14 protein-coding genes are annotated in these 16,974 nt (G+C 75.8%); 10 read left to right on the top strand and 4 right to left on the bottom strand.

Going from position 1 to position 16,974, the window contains the following annotated elements; genetic code table 11:
* Positions 1–25 precede the first annotated feature (25 nt).
* Positions 26–799: an amino acid ABC transporter ATP-binding protein gene (locus ACWPWW_RS04345; protein ID WP_454049112.1), complete on the bottom strand. Its 774-nt coding sequence runs from the start codon at positions 797–799 to the stop codon at positions 26–28.
* 135 nt (positions 800–934) lie between these two features.
* Here ACWPWW_RS04345 and miaB point away from each other — a divergent pair, with 135 nt between their 5' ends.
* On the top strand, positions 935–2,539 hold the full coding sequence (gene miaB / locus ACWPWW_RS04340; RefSeq protein ID WP_454049111.1) for a tRNA (N6-isopentenyl adenosine(37)-C2)-methylthiotransferase MiaB: 1,605 nt from the start codon (positions 935–937) through the stop codon (positions 2,537–2,539).
* Positions 2,540–2,542: 3 nt separating this feature from the next.
* On the opposite strand, the gene ACWPWW_RS04335 is transcribed toward miaB, so the two are convergent.
* Both ACWPWW_RS04335 and ACWPWW_RS04330 read right to left on the bottom strand, forming a co-directional pair.
* Positions 2,543–3,052 carry a YbjN domain-containing protein gene (locus ACWPWW_RS04335; protein WP_454049110.1) on the bottom strand — a complete coding sequence of 170 codons (510 nt, stop codon included), beginning with the start codon at positions 3,050–3,052 and terminating at the stop codon, positions 2,543–2,545.
* The gene (locus ACWPWW_RS04330; protein WP_454049109.1) at positions 3,049–3,498 is read right to left on the bottom strand and encodes a YbjN domain-containing protein; all 450 of its coding nucleotides are present in this window, start codon (positions 3,496–3,498) and stop codon (positions 3,049–3,051) included. The genes ACWPWW_RS04335 and ACWPWW_RS04330 overlap by 4 nt, the downstream gene beginning before the upstream one ends.
* Before the next feature lie 340 nt (positions 3,499–3,838).
* On the opposite strand from ACWPWW_RS04330, the gene ACWPWW_RS04325 reads away from it, so the two are divergent.
* The 6 genes from ACWPWW_RS04325 to ACWPWW_RS04300 all read left to right on the top strand — a co-directional run bounded on the left by ACWPWW_RS04325 (position 3,839) and on the right by ACWPWW_RS04300 (position 11,380).
* Positions 3,839–4,327: a YbjN domain-containing protein gene (locus ACWPWW_RS04325; RefSeq protein ID WP_454049108.1), complete on the top strand. Its 489-nt coding sequence runs from the start codon at positions 3,839–3,841 to the stop codon at positions 4,325–4,327.
* A 10-nt stretch (positions 4,328–4,337) separates the two neighbouring features.
* A complete protein-coding gene (locus ACWPWW_RS04320; protein ID WP_454049107.1) occupies positions 4,338–6,266 on the top strand; it encodes an HSP90 family protein in 1,929 nt (642 codons plus the stop codon).
* Positions 6,263–8,218: a hypothetical protein gene (locus tag ACWPWW_RS04315; RefSeq protein ID WP_454049106.1), complete on the top strand. Its 1,956-nt coding sequence runs from the start codon at positions 6,263–6,265 to the stop codon at positions 8,216–8,218. The genes ACWPWW_RS04320 and ACWPWW_RS04315 overlap by 4 nt, the downstream gene beginning before the upstream one ends.
* A gap of 861 nt (positions 8,219–9,079) precedes the next feature.
* The gene (gene miaA, locus ACWPWW_RS04310; RefSeq protein ID WP_454050395.1) at positions 9,080–10,036 is read left to right on the top strand and encodes a tRNA (adenosine(37)-N6)-dimethylallyltransferase MiaA; all 957 of its coding nucleotides are present in this window, start codon (positions 9,080–9,082) and stop codon (positions 10,034–10,036) included.
* Positions 10,033–11,001, top strand: a complete 969-nt coding sequence (gene dapF, locus ACWPWW_RS04305) for a diaminopimelate epimerase (RefSeq protein ID WP_454049105.1) — start codon at positions 10,033–10,035, stop codon at positions 10,999–11,001. Before miaA ends, dapF begins: the two co-directional genes overlap by 4 nt.
* A gap of 52 nt (positions 11,002–11,053) precedes the next feature.
* A complete protein-coding gene (locus ACWPWW_RS04300) occupies positions 11,054–11,380 on the top strand; it encodes a thioredoxin family protein (RefSeq protein WP_454049104.1) in 327 nt (108 codons plus the stop codon).
* Between the two features lie 7 nt (positions 11,381–11,387).
* On the opposite strand, the gene ACWPWW_RS04295 is transcribed toward ACWPWW_RS04300, so the two are convergent.
* Positions 11,388–12,002 (bottom strand): class I SAM-dependent methyltransferase, encoded by a 615-nt coding sequence (locus tag ACWPWW_RS04295; RefSeq protein ID WP_454049103.1) that lies wholly within the window; start codon positions 12,000–12,002, stop codon positions 11,388–11,390.
* A 150-nt stretch (positions 12,003–12,152) separates the two neighbouring features.
* On the opposite strand from ACWPWW_RS04295, the gene hflX reads away from it, so the two are divergent.
* From hflX to ACWPWW_RS04280, 3 genes are all read left to right on the top strand, one after another.
* The gene (hflX, locus tag ACWPWW_RS04290) at positions 12,153–13,706 is read left to right on the top strand and encodes a GTPase HflX (protein ID WP_454049102.1); all 1,554 of its coding nucleotides are present in this window, start codon (positions 12,153–12,155) and stop codon (positions 13,704–13,706) included.
* A gap of 40 nt (positions 13,707–13,746) precedes the next feature.
* On the top strand, positions 13,747–15,915 hold the full coding sequence (locus ACWPWW_RS04285) for an ATP-dependent DNA helicase (RefSeq protein WP_454049101.1): 2,169 nt from the start codon (positions 13,747–13,749) through the stop codon (positions 15,913–15,915).
* Between the two features lie 84 nt (positions 15,916–15,999).
* Entirely contained in the window at positions 16,000–16,971 is a 972-nt protein-coding gene (locus ACWPWW_RS04280) for an L-lactate dehydrogenase (RefSeq protein ID WP_454050394.1), read from the top strand.
* Positions 16,972–16,974 lie beyond the last annotated feature (3 nt).

The following is a 16,974-nucleotide window of genomic DNA, read 5'->3' as shown; positions in this document are numbered from 1 at the left end:
CGGATCGGGTCGTGGTGAGCGCGGCTCAGTGGGTGAGGATCTTCGACAGGAAGTCGCGGGCGCGCTCCGAGCGCGGCGCGGTGAAGAAGGTCTCGGGGTCGGCCTCCTCGACGATGGCGCCGCCGTCCATGAAGACCACGCGGTCCGCGGCCCGGCGGGCGAAGCCCATCTCGTGCGTGACGACGACCATCGTCATGCCCTCGGCGGCGAGGGCGATCATGACGTCGAGGACCTCGTTGATCATCTCCGGGTCGAGCGCCGAGGTGGGCTCGTCGAACAGCATCACCTTCGGCTCCATCGCCAGGGCGCGGGCGATGGCGACGCGCTGCTGCTGCCCGCCGGAGAGCTGCGCGGGCAGCTTGTCGGCCTGGCTCGCGACGCCGACGCGCTCGAGCAGCGCCATCGCGCGCTCCTTCGCCTCGCCGCCGCCGATCTTGCGCACCTTCCGCAGGCCGAGCGTGACGTTCTGCAGCACGGTGCGGTGCGAGAACAGGTTGAAGGACTGGAACACCATGCCGACGTCCGCGCGGAGCTTCGCCAGGCCGCGGCCCTCGGCGGGCAGCGGGACGCCGTCGAGCGTGATGGTGCCGGACTCGATGGTCTCGAGCCGGTTGATGGTCCGGCAGAGCGTGGACTTGCCGCTGCCGGAGGGGCCGATGACCACGACGACCTCGCCGCGGCGCACGGTCAGGCTGACGTCCTTGAGGACGTGCAGCGCACCGAAGTGCTTGTCGACGTGGTCGAGGACGACGAGGGGCTCGCCGGGGTGGTCTGCCGGTACCGGATCGGGCTGTGCCATCCCTGGAACCTATGAGGCGTTTGTTAACTGCGCCAGCCTCGCAGGTCACGAAACGGAAACGCTGTGGTCATGCGCTGGTCGACCGGGCCGTGCGGCGCGGGGTCCGCGCGCCGCGCGGACGTACCCTTGTCCGCGATGAGCACGACGACCACGCCCCCCGTCCTGCCCGTCGCCGAGGCCCCCACCCCGGCGACGGACACGCCCGCGCGCACCTACCTGGTGAAGACGCTCGGCTGCCAGATGAACGTGCACGACTCGGAGCACATGGCCGGGATGCTCGAGCAGGCCGGCTACGTCGCCGCGTCGCCCGAGGCGGCGGCGGCCGAGGAGGCCGACGTCATCGTCATCAACACCTGCGCGGTGCGGGAGAACGCGGCCGACAAGCTGTACGGCAACCTGGGTCGGCTCGCGGGGACCAAGCGCGCACGCCCCGGCATGCAGATCGCGGTCGGCGGCTGCCTGGCGCAGAAGGACCGCTCGGGCATCGTCGAGCGCGCGCCGTGGGTGGACGTCGTCTTCGGCACGCACAACCTCGACGTGCTGCCGGTGCTCCTGGAGCGTGCCCGGCACAACGAGGCCGCCGAGGTCGAGATCGAGGAGTCCCTGAAGGTCTTCCCGTCCACGCTGCCGACCCGCCGCGAGTCGGTCTACGCGGGCTGGGTCTCCATCAGCGTGGGCTGCAACAACACGTGCACCTTCTGCATCGTGCCGCACCTGCGCGGCAAGGAGCGGGACCGCCGGCCCGGCGACGTGCTGGCCGAGGTCGCCGCGCTGGTCGACCAGGGCGCGATCGAGGTCACGCTGCTCGGCCAGAACGTGAACTCCTACGGCGTCGGGTTCGGCGACCGCGGCGCGTTCGCGAAGCTGCTGCGCGCCGCGGGGACGGTCCCGGGCCTGGAGCGGCTCCGGTTCACCTCGCCGCACCCCGCGTCGTTCACCGACGACGTGATCGCCGCGATGGCCGAGACCCCGGCCGTGATGCCCAGCCTCCACATGCCGCTGCAGTCCGGCTCGGACCGCGTGCTGCGTGCGATGCGCCGGTCGTACCGCTCGGAGAAGTTCCTGGGCATCCTGGACCGCGTGCGGGAGGCCATGCCGGACGCCGCGATCACGACCGACATCATCGTGGGCTTCCCGGGCGAGACCGAGGAGGACTTCGCCGAGACGCTGCGCGTGGTCGAGGCCTCCCGGTTCTCCTCGGCGTTCACGTTCCAGTACTCCCCGCGCCCCGGCACCCCGGCCGCGGACCTGCCCGACCAGCTGCCCAAGGCGGTCGTGCAGGAGCGGTACGAGCGGCTGCTCGCGCTGCAGGACCGGATCGGCCTGGCGGAGGCGCAGCGGCAGGTCGGGCGCACCGTCGAGGTGCTGCTCGCCGAGGGCGAGGGCCGCAAGGACGGCGCCACGCACCGGCTCTCCGGCCGCGCGGCCGACAACCGCCTGGTGCACCTCGCGCTGCCGGCCGGCCTGCCGGCGGCCGACGTCCCCCGGCCGGGGGACCTGGTCGCCGTGGAGGTCACGCACGCCGCGCCGCACCACCTGGTCGCCGACTCCGGCGCGCAGGGCGGCACGTTCGCCGTCCGGCGGACCCGGGCGGGCGACGCGTGGGAGCGGCGGCAGTCCGGCGCGGACGACCACGCGCACGGCGGGGCCGGGGAGGCGTGCGGCACCGGTGGCGCGGCGGGCGGACCCGCGGCGCCGGTGCTGCTGGGCCTGCCGACGATCGGCGTCGGGCCCCGCTGACCCTCAGACCTGCGGCGGGAGCAGCGAGTCGAACGACGCGAAGCTCTGCACGCCCGTGCCGAGGCCGCAGGAGATCAGCTGGTCCAGCTGCTCGGCGGTGACGCCGTGCTCGAGGTCGGTGGACACCTCGCTGTACACGGCGAGCTGCCCCTCTTCCTCGCGGACGTAGAGCTTCGGCCAGATGCGCTCGCGGTTCCAGTCGTTCAGCGCCAGCGTCACGGACCGCCGGCTGTCGACGGGGAGCTGCCGGTGCCAGCGCCCGCGCACCTGGAGGATCTCCCGCTGCTCGCCGAGCAGCAGGAACCAGAACCGGGAGTCGTTCCAGACGCCGGTCAGGTCGCCGTCCTCGTCCACGCGGTAGTGGTACCCGCGCGCGGCCAGGGCCGAGGCGACGCGGTCCCGGGTCAGCGGAGTCGGACGCGCCTGCAGCGGGACGCGGCGCTCGGGCGCGGGCGGGACCGCGCGGTCGCCGAGCACGCGGGAGAGCCAGCCCGGGGTGCGCGGGGCCGTCACGGTGCCACCGCCGCGGGATCGGGGTAGAGCTCGTCGATGGCGTCGAAGAAGGTGCTCGACGTCGACAGGCCGCAGAACAGCACCTGGCTCAGCTGCGCGTCGGTGGCGCCGTGCTCCAGGTCGGTCGACACCTCTGCGACGACGTGGACCATGCCGTTGTCGCGGACCCGGACGTAGGCCTTCGGCCAGATGCGCTCGGCGTTCCACTCGGTGCAGGCGTCCAGCACCTCCTCCAGCCGCTCGATGGCGACCTCGCGGTGCCACTGCCCGCGCACCTGGAGGATCTCCTGGCGGTCGCCGAACAGGAAGAAGTAGAAGAGCCGGCCGCGCCACAGGCCGCCGAGGTCCCCGTCGTTGTCCACGAAGTAGTGGAAGTCGTTGCGCTCGAACCACTGCACCACCCGGTCGGAGCTCAGCGGGGTGGGACGGCCGTCGTCGACGGTCACGCCGACGGGTTCGGGGACCGCGCGCGGGCCCGCTCGGCCCGGGTTGGGCGGCACCGGCCCCGTCTCGTGGCCGGTGGCCGGGCGGTCGGGTCCGCGGCGTGGCCGACGGTTCCGGAACAGACCCATGCGCACACCATACGCGCGGCGCCCGGGCGTGCCAGCGTGCCGCGAGATGTTCACCGGAACGGACACCCACGGCCCCCGGGAGCGGCCCCGGATCGGGTTAGGCTCGGACGTCGGAGGGGCGGGCAGGCCCGCCACCTGCACCGACACCCACCGACACCCACCGACAGCCACCGACGCGCACCGACACGCACCCCGCACCGAAGGACAGGACGACATGGGCTTCTTCACCAAGCCGGACGGCGCAGCGGCCGCACCCGGCCCGCAGGCGCTGTCCCACCAGCGGCTGGTCGACGTGCTCGACGCGCGCGAGATGAACTACGCGGTCGACGACGACGGCGACGTCGGCGGGTACTGGGACGGGCACCTCTTCTACTTCTTCCGGATGGGCGGCCAGCAGGAGTACCTGCAGACCCGCGGCCGCTGGAACCGCAAGGTCGGGATCGACCAGTACGCCCGCGTGGTCGACCTGGTGAACACCTGGAACTCGGAGAAGCTGTGGCCGAAGGGCTACGTGCGCGCCGAGGGCGAGGTCGTCGGCGTGTACGCCGAGCACACCGTGGACTACGAGCACGGCGTCACGGACGAGCAGCTGGACCTGCACCTCGCGTGCGGCATCACGACCGCGCTGAGCCTGTTCGAGCACCTCGACGAGCAGTTCCCGGCCGAGGCGGCCGCCGCGAAGGCCGAGCTCGAGAGCGAGTGACGCAGCACCGATGACGGAGCCCGCCGCGAGGGCGTTCCAGGTCGACCTGCACGGCGTCGTCGACCTGCTCGCCCGGCACCTGTACTCCGGCCCCCGCGTGTACGTGCGGGAGCTGCTGCAGAACGGCGTCGACGCGATCACCGCGCGGCGCGCGCTGGACCCCGGCTGCCCGGCGACGGTGCGGCTGCGGCCGCTCGCCGACGGCTCGCTGCTGGTCGTCGACTCCGGGGTGGGGCTCACCCGGGCCGAGGCGGAGGAGCTGCTCGCCACCGTGGGCCGGTCGTCCAAGCGCGACCTGGACCTGGGGCTCGGCCGCGAGGAGTTCCTCGGCCAGTTCGGCATCGGCCTGCTCTCGGCGTTCATGGTGGCCGACGAGATCGAGCTGGTGTCCCGGTCGGCGCGCGAGCCCGGTGCGCCGGCCGTGCGCTGGCGCGGGCACGCCGACGGGTCCTACGACCTGGCGGAGCTGCCGGACGCGGACCTCCCGGCGGGGAGCACCGTGCGGCTGCGGCCCCGGCGGGACATGGAGCACTGGCTGGCGGGGGAGACGGTCGCGGCGCTCGCGGCGGAGTTCGGCTCCCTGCTGCCCGTCGACGTCGCGGTCGAGGTGCCGCTCGGCGCCGCGGTGCCGGACGACGACGGGCTGCCGCCCGGCGGGGCGCCGCGTCCGGGCCACGCGTGGCGACGGGTCTCGGCGCCCGAGCTGCCCTGGGCCCGGGCGTACCCGGACGACGCGGCGCGCGCGCAGGCGCTGGCCCGGTACTGCGAGCAGACCTTCGGGTTCACCCCGCTGGCGCACGTCGACCTGGAGGTCCCGCTCGCGGGCGTGTCGGGCGTGGCGTTCGTGCTGCCCGCGGCGGTGCCGCCCGGAGGCGGCGGGTCGCACCGGGTCTTCCTCAAGCGGATGCTGCTCGGCCCCCGGGTCGAGGGCCTGCTGCCCGAGTGGGCGTTCTTCGTCCGCTGCGTGATCGACTCCTCGGGACTGCGGCCGACCGCCTCGCGCGAGCAGCTGTACACCGACGAGGTGCTGCTCGCGACGCAGGAGGCGCTCGCCGCCGCGGTCCGCGCGTGGACGCTCGACACCCTCGAGTCGTCGACGACGCTGGCCCGGCAGCTGATCGCCACGCACCACCTGGCGGTCCGGTCGCTGGCGCTGACCGACGACACGATGCTCGACCTGGCGGCGCGGATCCTGCCGTACGAGACGACCGACGGCACCCTCACGCTCGCGGAGGTCGCGGAGCAGCACGGCCGCGTCGTCTACGCGCCGACCCTCGAGGAGTACCGGCGGATCGCGCCGGTGGCCCGGGCCCAGGGGGTCGCGGTGGTCAACGCCGGCTACGTGTACGACGCCGACCTGCTCGCCCGGCTGGCGCAGCGCGGGCGGTCCGGCCCCGTCGGCGAGGTGCGCCCGCTCGGTGCCGGCGACATCGCGCAGGTGCTGGCCCCGGTCGCCCCGGAGCGCGAGCTGGCGACGCTGGACGCGGTCCGCGCCGGTGGCGACGTGCTGCGCCCCCTGGACACCGAGCTGGTGCTGCGCACCTTCGAGCCGGCCGAGCTGCCCGCCGTGCTCCTGAACGACCGGGACGGCGACCACCAGCGGGACCTCCAGGCGGCCATGGCCGGTGCCGACGACGTCTGGGGCGACGTGCTGGCCGGGTTCGCCGCGCCGGCCGCCGCGCGGCAGCTGGTGCTCAACGACGCCAGCCCGCTGGTCCGCGAGCTGCTCGCCGCCCCGCCCGGCGAGGTCGCGGCGGCCGGGCTGCGCTCGCTCTACGTCTCCGCCCTGCTGCTGTCGGGCGAGTCCCTGCGTGCGCGCGACGCGGAGCTCATGACCGGCTCGATGGCGGTCCTGCTCCGGGCCGGCCTGCGGGGGACCGGCGACCGCGACGCCACCGGCGACCACCACGACGACCACCACGACGAGGAGCGCGCGTGAGCCGCACGCTGGACGAGGCCAACCGCGAGATCAGCAAGGTGCGGCAGATGCCGTACGGGCTCGCCCGGACCCAGGCGGCCGAGCGGCAGGTGCGCCTGGTCGACGCGGAAGGTCCCGACGCGGCGCGCGCCTTCGCGCTCGGCACACTGGTCGAGGCGTACCAGTGGGGCGGCGAGGTCGACCGCTCGTTCGTCGCGTTCGCCCGGCTGCTGCGCTGGTGGGACGAGCACCCCGAGCAGTTCGACGCCCACGACCGGCACGGGCTGTTCTGGTCGTTCAAGTGGATGATCAGCGGCCTGGCCGACTTCCCGACCGTGTCCGCCGACCAGATCGACCGCACGCTCGCCGACATGGAGCGCCGGTACGCGCTGGCGGGCAACGGGATGGACGCCGTCGCCTACGAGCGGTTCGCGTGGGCGCGCCAGCGGGGCCTGCCCGACGCCGAGAGCGCCTACCAGGCGTGGGTCGCCACCCCCCGGGACGACTACTCGCAGTGCGAGGCCTGCGACCCGGGCGACCGCGCCGCGTGGCTGCTCGCGACCGGCCGGGCCGAGGAGGGCGTGCGCCTGATCGAGCGCACGCTGACGGAGGACCCGTCGTGCGCCTCGGAGCCCGCCGACATGCTGTCGTACCTGGCCGAGGCGTACCTCGACGACGGTCGGCCGCAGGATGCCGCGCGCACCCACCGCCGCGCCGTCGCCGCGCTGGCCGAGGCCGAGTCGGACATGGTCGGCGCACGCGGCCGGCGCGTCCGCCTGCTGGCCCGCGGCGGGCAGGTGGACCGGGCGATCCGCGCGATCGAGGCGGACCAGCAGTACCTGACCGGCGGCGACACGCCCTACTCTCGGCTGGCGTTCGCCCGGCTCGTCGGCGGCGCCACCCACGTGCTGCGCAGCGGCGGGCACGGGGACCGGCCGCTGCGCCTCGACGCCGTCCCCGCGAGCACGGTGGCCGAGCTCGACGACTGGCTCCGTGCGCAGGCGGACGCGCTGGCGGCCCAGTTCGACGCCCGCAACGGCACGACCGCGGAGAGCGAGTCCGTGGCGCGCGCGTGGACGACCCAGCCCGCCCCGGCCCGGCTCGACCTGGACGTGCTGCCGCGTGCGCTGACCACCGCCGGTGCGCCCGCCGCGTCGGCACCAGCCGCAGCGGCAGCCCTGGCGGCCGGGGGCGCACGGCGCGCGGCACCGGCCGACCCCGCCGACCTGCTGGCGACGGCCGAGCAGCTGTCCGGGACGGGTGACCAGGAGGCCGCGGCCGGCGCCTACCTGGACGCCGCCGTGGCGTTCGAGGGGGCCGGCCTGCTGGTCGAGTCCGGCTTCGCCTACGCCGAGGCCGCGCACTGCGCGCAGGTGCTCGGGGACGACGACGGGGCCGCCTCGGGCTACGCCGCGGCGGTCGCGCGGATGCGGGCCGGCGACGTCGACGCCCCGCTACTGGCACCGGTGGTCGCGGCGTGGGCCCGCGCCGCAGCGGTCACCGGCGACGCGGAGGCGGTGCTGGCCGAGGCCGACGCGCTGGTCACGCGGCTGGCGGAGGACCCGGGGCCCGAGGACGCCGAGCGCGCCCCCGAGCTCGTCGCCCGCGACCAGGCCGCTGCCCGGCGCGCCGCTGCCGACCTCGACGACGCCGCCGCCCGCCTGCTCGCCACGCTCGGCGGCCCGGAGCGGGCGGCGGCGGCCGCGGCCCGTGCGCAGATGGCCGCCGAGGCCTACGCCGGGCTGGGGGCGCTCGCGGACGCCGCGCACGCCTTCTGGCTGGCGGGACGCCTGCACGACGACCTCGGCCACGTCGAGGAGTCGGTGTGGCACCTGGAGTCCGCGATGGAGGGGTTCGCCGCCGCCCGGCAGCGCGCCCCGCACGGCGAGGTCGCCAACGCGCTGGTCGACGTCCTGCGCCGCTCGGGCCAGCAGGCCCGCGCCGACGACCTGGCCCGCACCCTCACGACCTGACCCCGCCCGCCCCGCCCGCCCGCCAGGCGAGGTCGTCACACGTGCACGAGGTCGTCAGTCCTGCGGGACGACCTCGTGCACGTGTGACGACCTCGGGCGCCGCCTCCGGCGGGATACGGTCGGGGGGTGAGCCTGGCCGTGGTGTTCCTGCCCGACACCGCGCTGCTCGTCCCCGGGGCCGCCGGCCGGGCCGATCCCGCCGCCGGGCTGCGGGCCGTGGCGCTCGCCGCGCTCGCCGGCGCGGCGACCGGGGTACCCGCTCGCGCCCTCGTGATCGCCCCGGCACGCGCGAGCCGGTTCCTGCCGCACCCGGTGGGCCTCGGGCTCGGGGCCGCCGGGCTGGTCCCCGCGCTGGTCCCCGGCCCCGCGTCCGAGCCGCAGCGGCGCGCCGACGTGCCGGCGTCCACCGCCCTGGCGCTGCTCCGCTCCGCGGGCGTGCGCGGGGACGTCGACGTCCAGGAGGTCGGGCGCCGCCTCGCGGAGCCGGCGCCGGGACCTCGTCCGCACGGCGTCGACCTGCTGGTCGTCGTCGGGTCGCTCAGCGCGCGGCACGGCCCCGACGCCCCGCTCGCCGACGACCCGCGCGCGCCCGCCGCCGACGCCGCCCTGCTCGACGCGCTGTCGAGCGGCCCCGCGGCGCTCGTGGCGGCGCTGGACGACCTCGGCCCCGGCGCCGGCCACGAGCCTGGCGGTCTCCGCAGTCGCGCCGTGGCGCCTCGCGCTGGCGCTGATCGGCGAGGCGACGGAGGTCGAGGTCGTCGTGCACCATGCCCAGGTGCTCGCCGGCGCGCAGCACGCCGTCGTCGGCTGGACCACCCACCCCGCCCCGCCCGCCCGCCCCGCACCACCCGAGGAGCCCCGTTGACCGTCGTCGTCGCCGTGGTCGGTCCGACCGCGACCGGCAAGTCCGACCTGGGGCTCGCGCTCGCCGAGCACCTCGACGGGGAGGTGGTGAACGCCGACGCCCTGCAGCTCTACCGGGGGCTGGACATCGGCACCGCCAAGCTGACCGTGGCGGAGCGCCGCGGTGTGCCGCACCACCTGCTCGACGTGCTGGGCGCTGCCGAGGACGCCTCCGTCGCGGACTACCAGCGGGACGCCCGTGCGGCGGTCGCGGACATCGCGGCGCGCGGGCGCCGTCCGGTGGTCGTCGGCGGCTCGGGCCTGTACGTCCGGGCGCTGCTCGACCGGATCGAGTTCCCCGGGACGGACCCGGAGGTGCGGGCGGCGCTCGAGGCCCGGGTGGAGGCGGAGGGCGCGCGCGCCCTGCACGCGGAGCTCGAGCGGCTCGACCCGGTGGCGGCGGCGGGGATCGGACCGCGCAACGCCCGCCGCATCGTGCGGGCGCTCGAGGTGATCGCCCTCACGGGTGCGCCGTACTCGGCCAACCTGCCGGGCCACGACTACGCGGTGCCCGCCGTGCAGATCGGGCTGGACTGCGACCGCGCCGTGCTCGACGAGCGGGTGGCTGCGCGCGTCGACCGGATGTGGGCGGCCGGGCTCGTCGAGGAGGTCCGGGGCCTCCTCGAGCGGGGGATCGGCCGCACCGCGTCCCGGGCGGTCGGCTACGCGGAGGTGCTGGCGGCCCTGCGCGGGGAGATCACCGAGGACGAGGCGCGCGCGCAGGTGGTGGCCGGCACCCGCCGGCTCGCGCGCAAGCAGATGGGCTGGTTCGGCCGCGACCCGCGGGTGCACTGGCTGGACGCGCGCGACCCGGAGCTCGTCGAGCGGGCGCTGGCGCTGGTGGCCGCGGCCGACGCGGGGACGCTCGGGCCGGCCACGGACGACCCGGCGCCGCGCCGTAGTCTGGGCTCATGACCGCCCCCGCCACCTCGCCGCGACCCGCGCCCGCCACCGCCGACGCCGCCCGCGTGCTCCGGGTGACGAAGGGCCACGGCACCCAGAACGACTTCGTGCTGATCGACGGCCGGGCCGGCGTCGAGCTGGACGCGGGACTGGTGCGCGCGCTCGCCGACCGTCGTGCGGGCGTCGGCGGCGACGGCGTGATCCGGCTGGTGGCGAGCGCGGACCTGCCGGAGGGCGCCGCGGTCCTGGCCGAGGACCCCACCGCCACCTGGTTCATGGACTACCGCAACGCGGACGGGTCGGTCGCGGAGATGTGCGGCAACGGCGTCCGCGTCGTCGCCGACTACGCGCGGGCCCTGGGGCTGTGGGACCCCGCGCAGGGCGAGCTCGTGCTCGGCACCCGCGCGGGCGTGCGCCGGGTGCGCGAGGTCGCCGGTCCGGCCGGTGAGGCCTGGTACGCCGTCGACATGGGCCCCTGGCACCTGCCGGGCGGACCGGAGGCGGCCGCCGCGGGGTACGACGCGCAGGTCGACGTGGCCGGGCTCGAGGTCGCGCGCCCCGCGCTGAGCGTCGACGTCGGCAACCCGCACACCGTCCTCGCGCTGCCCGGCGACGCCGAGCTGGCTGCCGCGGACCTGACCCGCGCCCCGGTCGTCGAGCCGGTCCCGCCGCACGGCACCAACGTCGAGCTGGTGGTGCCGCTGGGCGAGGAGCGCGCCGCCGACGGCACCGTGCTGGGCCGGGCCCGGATGCGGGTGCACGAGCGCGGCGTGGGGGAGACCCGCTCCTGCGGCACCGGCGCCTGCGCGGCGGCGCTCGCGGTGCGCGCCTGGGCCGGTCCCGAGGCGCCCGACGTCTGGCTGGTGGACGTGCCCGGCGGCACCGTCCGGGTCGCCGTGCTGCCCGACGGGCACGTGGAGCTGGCCGGTCCCGCCGTGCTGCTGGCCGACCTCGACGTGGACCTCGCCGCGCTCTGACGCGGAGCACCCCGGGGCGGAACACCGCCCGGCGCCCCGGCGTTGCACCGACGTGCTCCCGACCGAGACCCCCGCGCTGACGTCCGACGTCCTGCGGCACCCGCTGGGCCGCGACGCGACGTTCCTGCAGCTGTCGTCGGGGTTCTGCGCGCCGTGCCGGGCGACCCGCCGGGTGCTGGAGCGCGTCGTCGCGACCCAGGACGGGATCGCGCACGTGGAGGTCGACGTGGCCGACCGCGCCGACCTGGCCGCGCGGTTCGACGTGACGCAGACCCCGACCGTGGTGCTGCTCGACGGCGCCGGCGTCCCGGTGCGGCAGGTGGTGGGCGTGCCGTCGCTGGCGCAGGCCCGCGCGGCCGTCGCCGGGCTCGCGGGCTGAGCGCGCGTCAGCCCGCGGCCACCACGCGCAGCACCCGGAACCCGCGGTCGGTCGCGACCCGGTCGACCTCCGCGACGCCGGCCAGCTCGGTCGCGAGCCAGCGCAGCAGCGAGTCGGACCCGAGGTTCTTCGCCACGACCAGGTACGCCTCGCCGCCGGGCAGGAGGCGGCGCAGCCACTGCCGGAGCATCGCGTGCAGCGTCTCCTTGCCCACGCGGATCGGCGGGTTCGACCAGATCGCGGCGAACCGGACGTCGTCCGGCACCTGCTCGGGCCGCACCGCGTGCACCTGCTCCAGGTCCAGGCGGGCGGCGTTGCGCCGGGTGAGGTCGAGCGCCCGCTCGTTGACGTCGACCGCCCACACCGGGGCGTGCGGGGCCAGCAGGCCCAGGCTCAGCGCGACGGGGCCCCAGCCGCAGCCCAGGTCGAGCAGCGGGCCGTGGTGCGGGGGGTCCGGCACGTGCCGCAGCAGCACCTCGGTGCCGCCGTCCAGGTGGTCGGGGGAGAAGACGCCGCCGGCGGTCTCGACCTCGACGTCGCGTCCGGCCAGGTGGACGGTGCGCGTGCGGCGCTCGTCGGGGGAGGCGGGCTCCGCGGTGAAGTAGTGCTCGGTGCCGGTCACGCCCGCGACCCTATCGGCGGACCCGCCCGGCCGTCCGCGTCCGCGCGTCCGCCGGTGGCGAATTGCCTCGCCTCGCGCGGGTCCGCGTGCCACTGTAGGACCGACGGCGCCGCGGCGCCGGACCGATCGTCGAACCCCCGAAGGAACCCCTTGAACGAGCCCCAGAACCCCTCGACGCGCGAGCAGGACGCCCAGGAGACCGAGGTGGACGCGCAGCAGGCCGCGCGCGACGCCCAGAAGGTCGCCGACGACGTCGTGGCACGCGTGCTCGCGCGGGCGGGCACGGCGGTGCAGGACGGCGGGACCGTCCACACGACGTACGACGGCGAGCAGCTCGACCTCGAGGAGCGCACCTCGCTGCGTCGCGTGGCCGGCCTGTCGACCGAGCTGCAGGACGTCACCGAGGTCGAGTACCGGCAGCTGCGCCTGGAGCGCGTCGTGCTGGTCGGCCTGTGGGGTCCCGCGGGTACCACGCAGCTGTCGGCGGAGATCTCGCTGCGCGAGCTCGCGGCGCTGGCCGAGACGGCCGGTTCCGAGGTGCTCGACGGGCTGCTCCAGCGCCGGCAGAACCCGGACCCCAGCACCTACCTCGGCTCCGGCAAGGCGGCGGAGCTCGCGGGCCTCGTCGCGGCGGTCGGTGCCGACACCGTGGTCGTCGACGGCGAGCTCGCCCCGTCCCAGCGCCGCGCGCTGGAGGACGTGGTGCGGGTGAAGGTCGTCGACCGGACCGCGCTGATCCTGGACATCTTCGCCCAGCACGCGAAGTCCCGGGAGGGCAAGGCCCAGGTCGAGCTGGCGCAGCTCGAGTACCTGCTCCCGCGCCTGCGCGGGTGGGGCGACTCGATGTCCCGGCAGGCCGGTGGCCAGGTCGGCGGCGCGGGTGCGGGCATGGGCTCGCGCGGACCCGGTGAGACGAAGATCGAGCTGGACCGCCGGCGCATCCGCGACCGGATGGCCAAGCTGCGCCGCGAGATCGCCGCGATGGAGCCGGCCCGCCAGACCAAGCGGGCGTCCCGGCGGAAGAACGCGATCCCGTCGGTCGCCATCGCCGGGTACACCAACGCCGGCAAGTCGTCGCTGCTCAACCGGTTGACCGACGCCGGTGTGCTGGTGGAGAACGCGCTGTTCGCGACCCTGGACCCCACGGTCCGGCGCGCGCAGGCCGCCGACGGTCGCGTGTACACGCTCGCGGACACCGTCGGCTTCGTCCGCAACCTGCCCCACCAGCTCGTGGAGGCGTTCCGCTCCACGCTGGAGGAGGTTGCGGACGCGGACCTCGTGCTGCACGTCGTCGACGCGTCGCACCCGGACCCCGAGGGCCAGATCGCCGCGGTGCGGCACGTGTTCGCCGACATCCCCGGCGCGATGGACGTCCCGGAGATCATCGTCCTGAACAAGGCCGACCTGGCCGAGCCCGAGGCGGTCGCGCGGCTGCGGTCCCGCGAGCACGGCGCGGTCGTCGTCTCCGCCCACACGGGCGAGGGCATCGAGCAGCTGCAGGCGGTCATCGCCGACCAGCTGCCGCGCCCGGGCGTGACCGTCGACGTCGTGATCCCGTACGACCGCGGGGACCTGGTCCACCGGGTGCACGAGTCCGGCGAGATCGACCTCGAGGAGCACACGCCGCAGGGCACCGCGCTGCGCGGCCGGGTGGACGAGGGGCTCGCCACCGAGCTCGCCGCCGCCGCCGTCGAGGTGCGCTGAGGGGTCCGCCGGGCCGCCCCGCGCCGACTACCCTGTCGGGGTGCCTGATCCCGCTCCCGACGTCGACCACCTGCTCGACGTGGCGGTGGCGGCGCTCGGCGGCTCGCCCCGCGAGGGGCAGCGCCGGATGGCCCGCGAGGTCGCCGAGGCGATCGAGAAGGGCGAGCACCTCATGGTGCAGGCCGGCACCGGGACGGGGAAGTCGCTCGGGTACCTGGTGCCGTCGGTCCGGCACGCGGTCCTGCAGGACGAGCGCGTCGTGGTCTCGACCGCGACCCTCGCCCTGCAGCGGCAGGTGATGACGCGGGACCTCCCGCTGGTCGCCGACGCCCTCGCACCCGAGCTGCCGCGTCCGCCGCGCGTCGCCCTGCTCAAGGGCTGGCACAACTACGTCTGCGTGCACAAGACGGCGGGCGGCTACCCGCCGGACGACCAGGGCATGCTGTTCGACCTCGGGGACCGCGGTGCCGCGGACCACCCGTCGCCCACGGAGCCCGCCGAGGGTGCCGACGGTGCCGCGCCGGAGAAGGAGGCGCTCGGCGCCCAGGTGGTGCGGCTGCGGGAGTGGGCGGACACCACCGACTCCGGCGACCGCGACGACCTCGTCCCGGGCGTCAGCGACCGCGCCTGGCGCCAGGTCTCGGTCACCTCGCTGGAGTGCCTCGGGCAGAAGTGCCCGCTGCTGGAGGAGTGCTTCCCCGAGCGGGCGAAGGCCGCGGCCCGCTCGGCGGACGTCGTCGTCACCAACCACGCCATGCTCGGCATCGCCGCCTCCGGGTCGACGCACGTGCTGCCCGAGCACGACGTGCTGGTGGTGGACGAGGCGCACGAGCTGGCCGACCGCGTGACCGCGCAGTCGACGGCGGAGCTGTCCGTCGGCTCCGTCGAGCACGCCGGGCGGATGGCACGCCGGCACGGCGGCATCACGACCACGGAGCTCGACGGGGCCGCGTCCGCCCTGGGTGCCGCGCTGATCCACCTCCCCGAGGGCCGGTTCACGCAGGGTCTGCCCGAGGGCACCCGGCAGGCGGTCGCGATGGTCCGCGACGCGGCGCGCGGGCTGCTGTCGGACCTGCGGCCCGAGAAGCCGGCCGCGGGCGAGGCGTCGCCTGCCGACTCGGGGCTGAAGATCGCCACGTCCGCCGTCCTCGCGCTGTTCGAGGTCGCCGAGCGGATGGCCGCCGGCCCCGACGAGCAGCGGTACACGGTGCTCTGGTGCTCGCGCGGGGAGCGGGACGGCGCCACCCGGCTGTACGCCGCACCGCTGGCGGTGAACGGGCTGATCCGCACGAACCTGCTGACCGGCCGCGCGTCCGTCCTCACCTCCGCGACGCTGAGCCTGGGTGGAGAGTTCCGGTCGATGGCCCGCAGCATCGGCCTCGAGGGCGCCGGGGAGGCTGCCGCGGCCACCGCCTCCGCCGCCACCGTCGCGGTCGCGGCCCCGGGCGGCAGCGAGGGCGGTGACGACGCCCTCGACGTGCCCGCGACGCGTCCCTCGACGGCCGCCACGACCGCCACGCTGCCGTGGCACGGCGTGGACGTGGGCAGCCCGTTCGACTACCCGCGGCAGGGCATCCTCTACATCGCGCGACGGCTGCCGCCCCCCGGCCGCGAGCCGGCGACCGACGCGCAGCTGGACGAGATCGAGGCGCTGGTCACGGCCGCCGGAGGGCGCACGCTCGGGCTGTTCTCGTCCCGGCGTGCCGCGGTGGCCGTCGCCGAGGCCATGCGCGAGCGGCTCGACGTGCCCGTCCTGGTGCAGGGCGAGGACCAGCTGCCGACCCTGGTCCGGACGTTCGCCGAGGACGAGGCGACCTGCCTGTTCGGCACGCTGTCGCTGTGGCAGGGCGTGGACGTGCCCGGCCGGGCCAACCAGCTGGTGATCATCGACCGCATCCCGTTCCCGCGCCCCGACGACCCGGTGAAGTCCGCCCGCTCCGAGGCGGTCGCGGCGTCGGGCGGCAACGGGTTCATGTCGGTCGCCGCCACCCACGCGGCGCTGCTGCTGGCCCAGGGCGCGGGCCGGCTCATCCGCTCGACGTCCGACCGCGGCGTGGTCGCGGTGCTCGACCCGCGGCTCGCCACGGCGCGGTACGGGGAGTACCTCGCGCGGTCCCTGCCCGCGTTCTGGCGCACCACGGACCGCGAGGTCGCGCTCGGGGCCCTGCGCCGCCTCGCGACCCCGCCCGATGGACCGCTAGCCTCGTGACCAGCGCGCCGATCCGGCGCGCGGGCAACGAAGGGGACCGCTGTGAGCGAGCAGACTGACGACGTCGAGGGCGACGAGCTCGGGCTGGCGGGGACCGCCGTCTCGCCCCGGCGCACCACCAAGCTGGCCGTCGTCGGCGCCGGCGCGGTGGGCTCGACGATGGCGTACGCCGCGCTCATGCGTGGCGCCGCGCGCAGCGTCGTGCTCTACGACATCAACAAGGCCAAGGTGGAGGCCGAGGCCCTCGACCTGGGACACGGCATCCAGTTCATGCCGATGGCCGAGGTGATCGGCTCCGACGACATCGCCTCGTGCGCCGACGCCGACGTCGTCATGGTCACGGCGGGCGCCAAGCAGAAGCCGGGCCAGACGCGCATCGACCTGGCCGAGGCGACCATCGCGCTGGTCAAGAAGATCCTGCCGTCGCTGGTGGAGGTCGCCCCGAACGCCGTGTACGTGATGGTGACCAACCCGGTCGACATCGTCACCTACGCGGCGCTGAAGTTCTCGGGGCTGCCGCCGACGCAGCTGTTCGGCTCGGGCACGGTGCTGGACTCCTCGCGGCTGCGGTACCTCATCGCGCAGTACACGGGCGTGGCGGTGCAGAACGTGCACGCGTACATCGCCGGCGAGCACGGCGACACCGAGCTGCCGCTCTGGTCCTCGGCGACCATCGGCGGCGTGCCGCTCCTCGACTGGAACGCCATCGAGGGGCACGTGCCGCTGACGCACGAGGTGCGCGAGTCCATCGCGCGCGAGGTCGTCGAGTCGGCCTACCGGATCATCGCCGGCAAGGGCGCGACCAACTACGCGGTGGCGCTGGCCGGCTCGCGGATCATCGAGGCGATCGTCAAGGACGAGCGACGGATCCTGCCGGTGTCGTCCCTGCTGGACGGGTACCACGGCATCAGCGACGTCTGCCTGTCCGTGCCGTCGATCGTCGGGCGGTCGGGCGTGGGGGAGCGGCTGCAGGTGCCCATGTCCACCGACGAGCTGGCCGGCCTGCGCCGCTCGGGCGAGCAGCTGCGGGCCGTGGCGCGCCGGTTCGGCCTCTGACTC

It is taken from the genome of Cellulomonas sp. Marseille-Q8402 (assembly GCF_965119525.1).
Note: the sequence above shows the minus strand (reverse complement) of the source record. Positions and strands in the feature narration are given on the sequence as shown.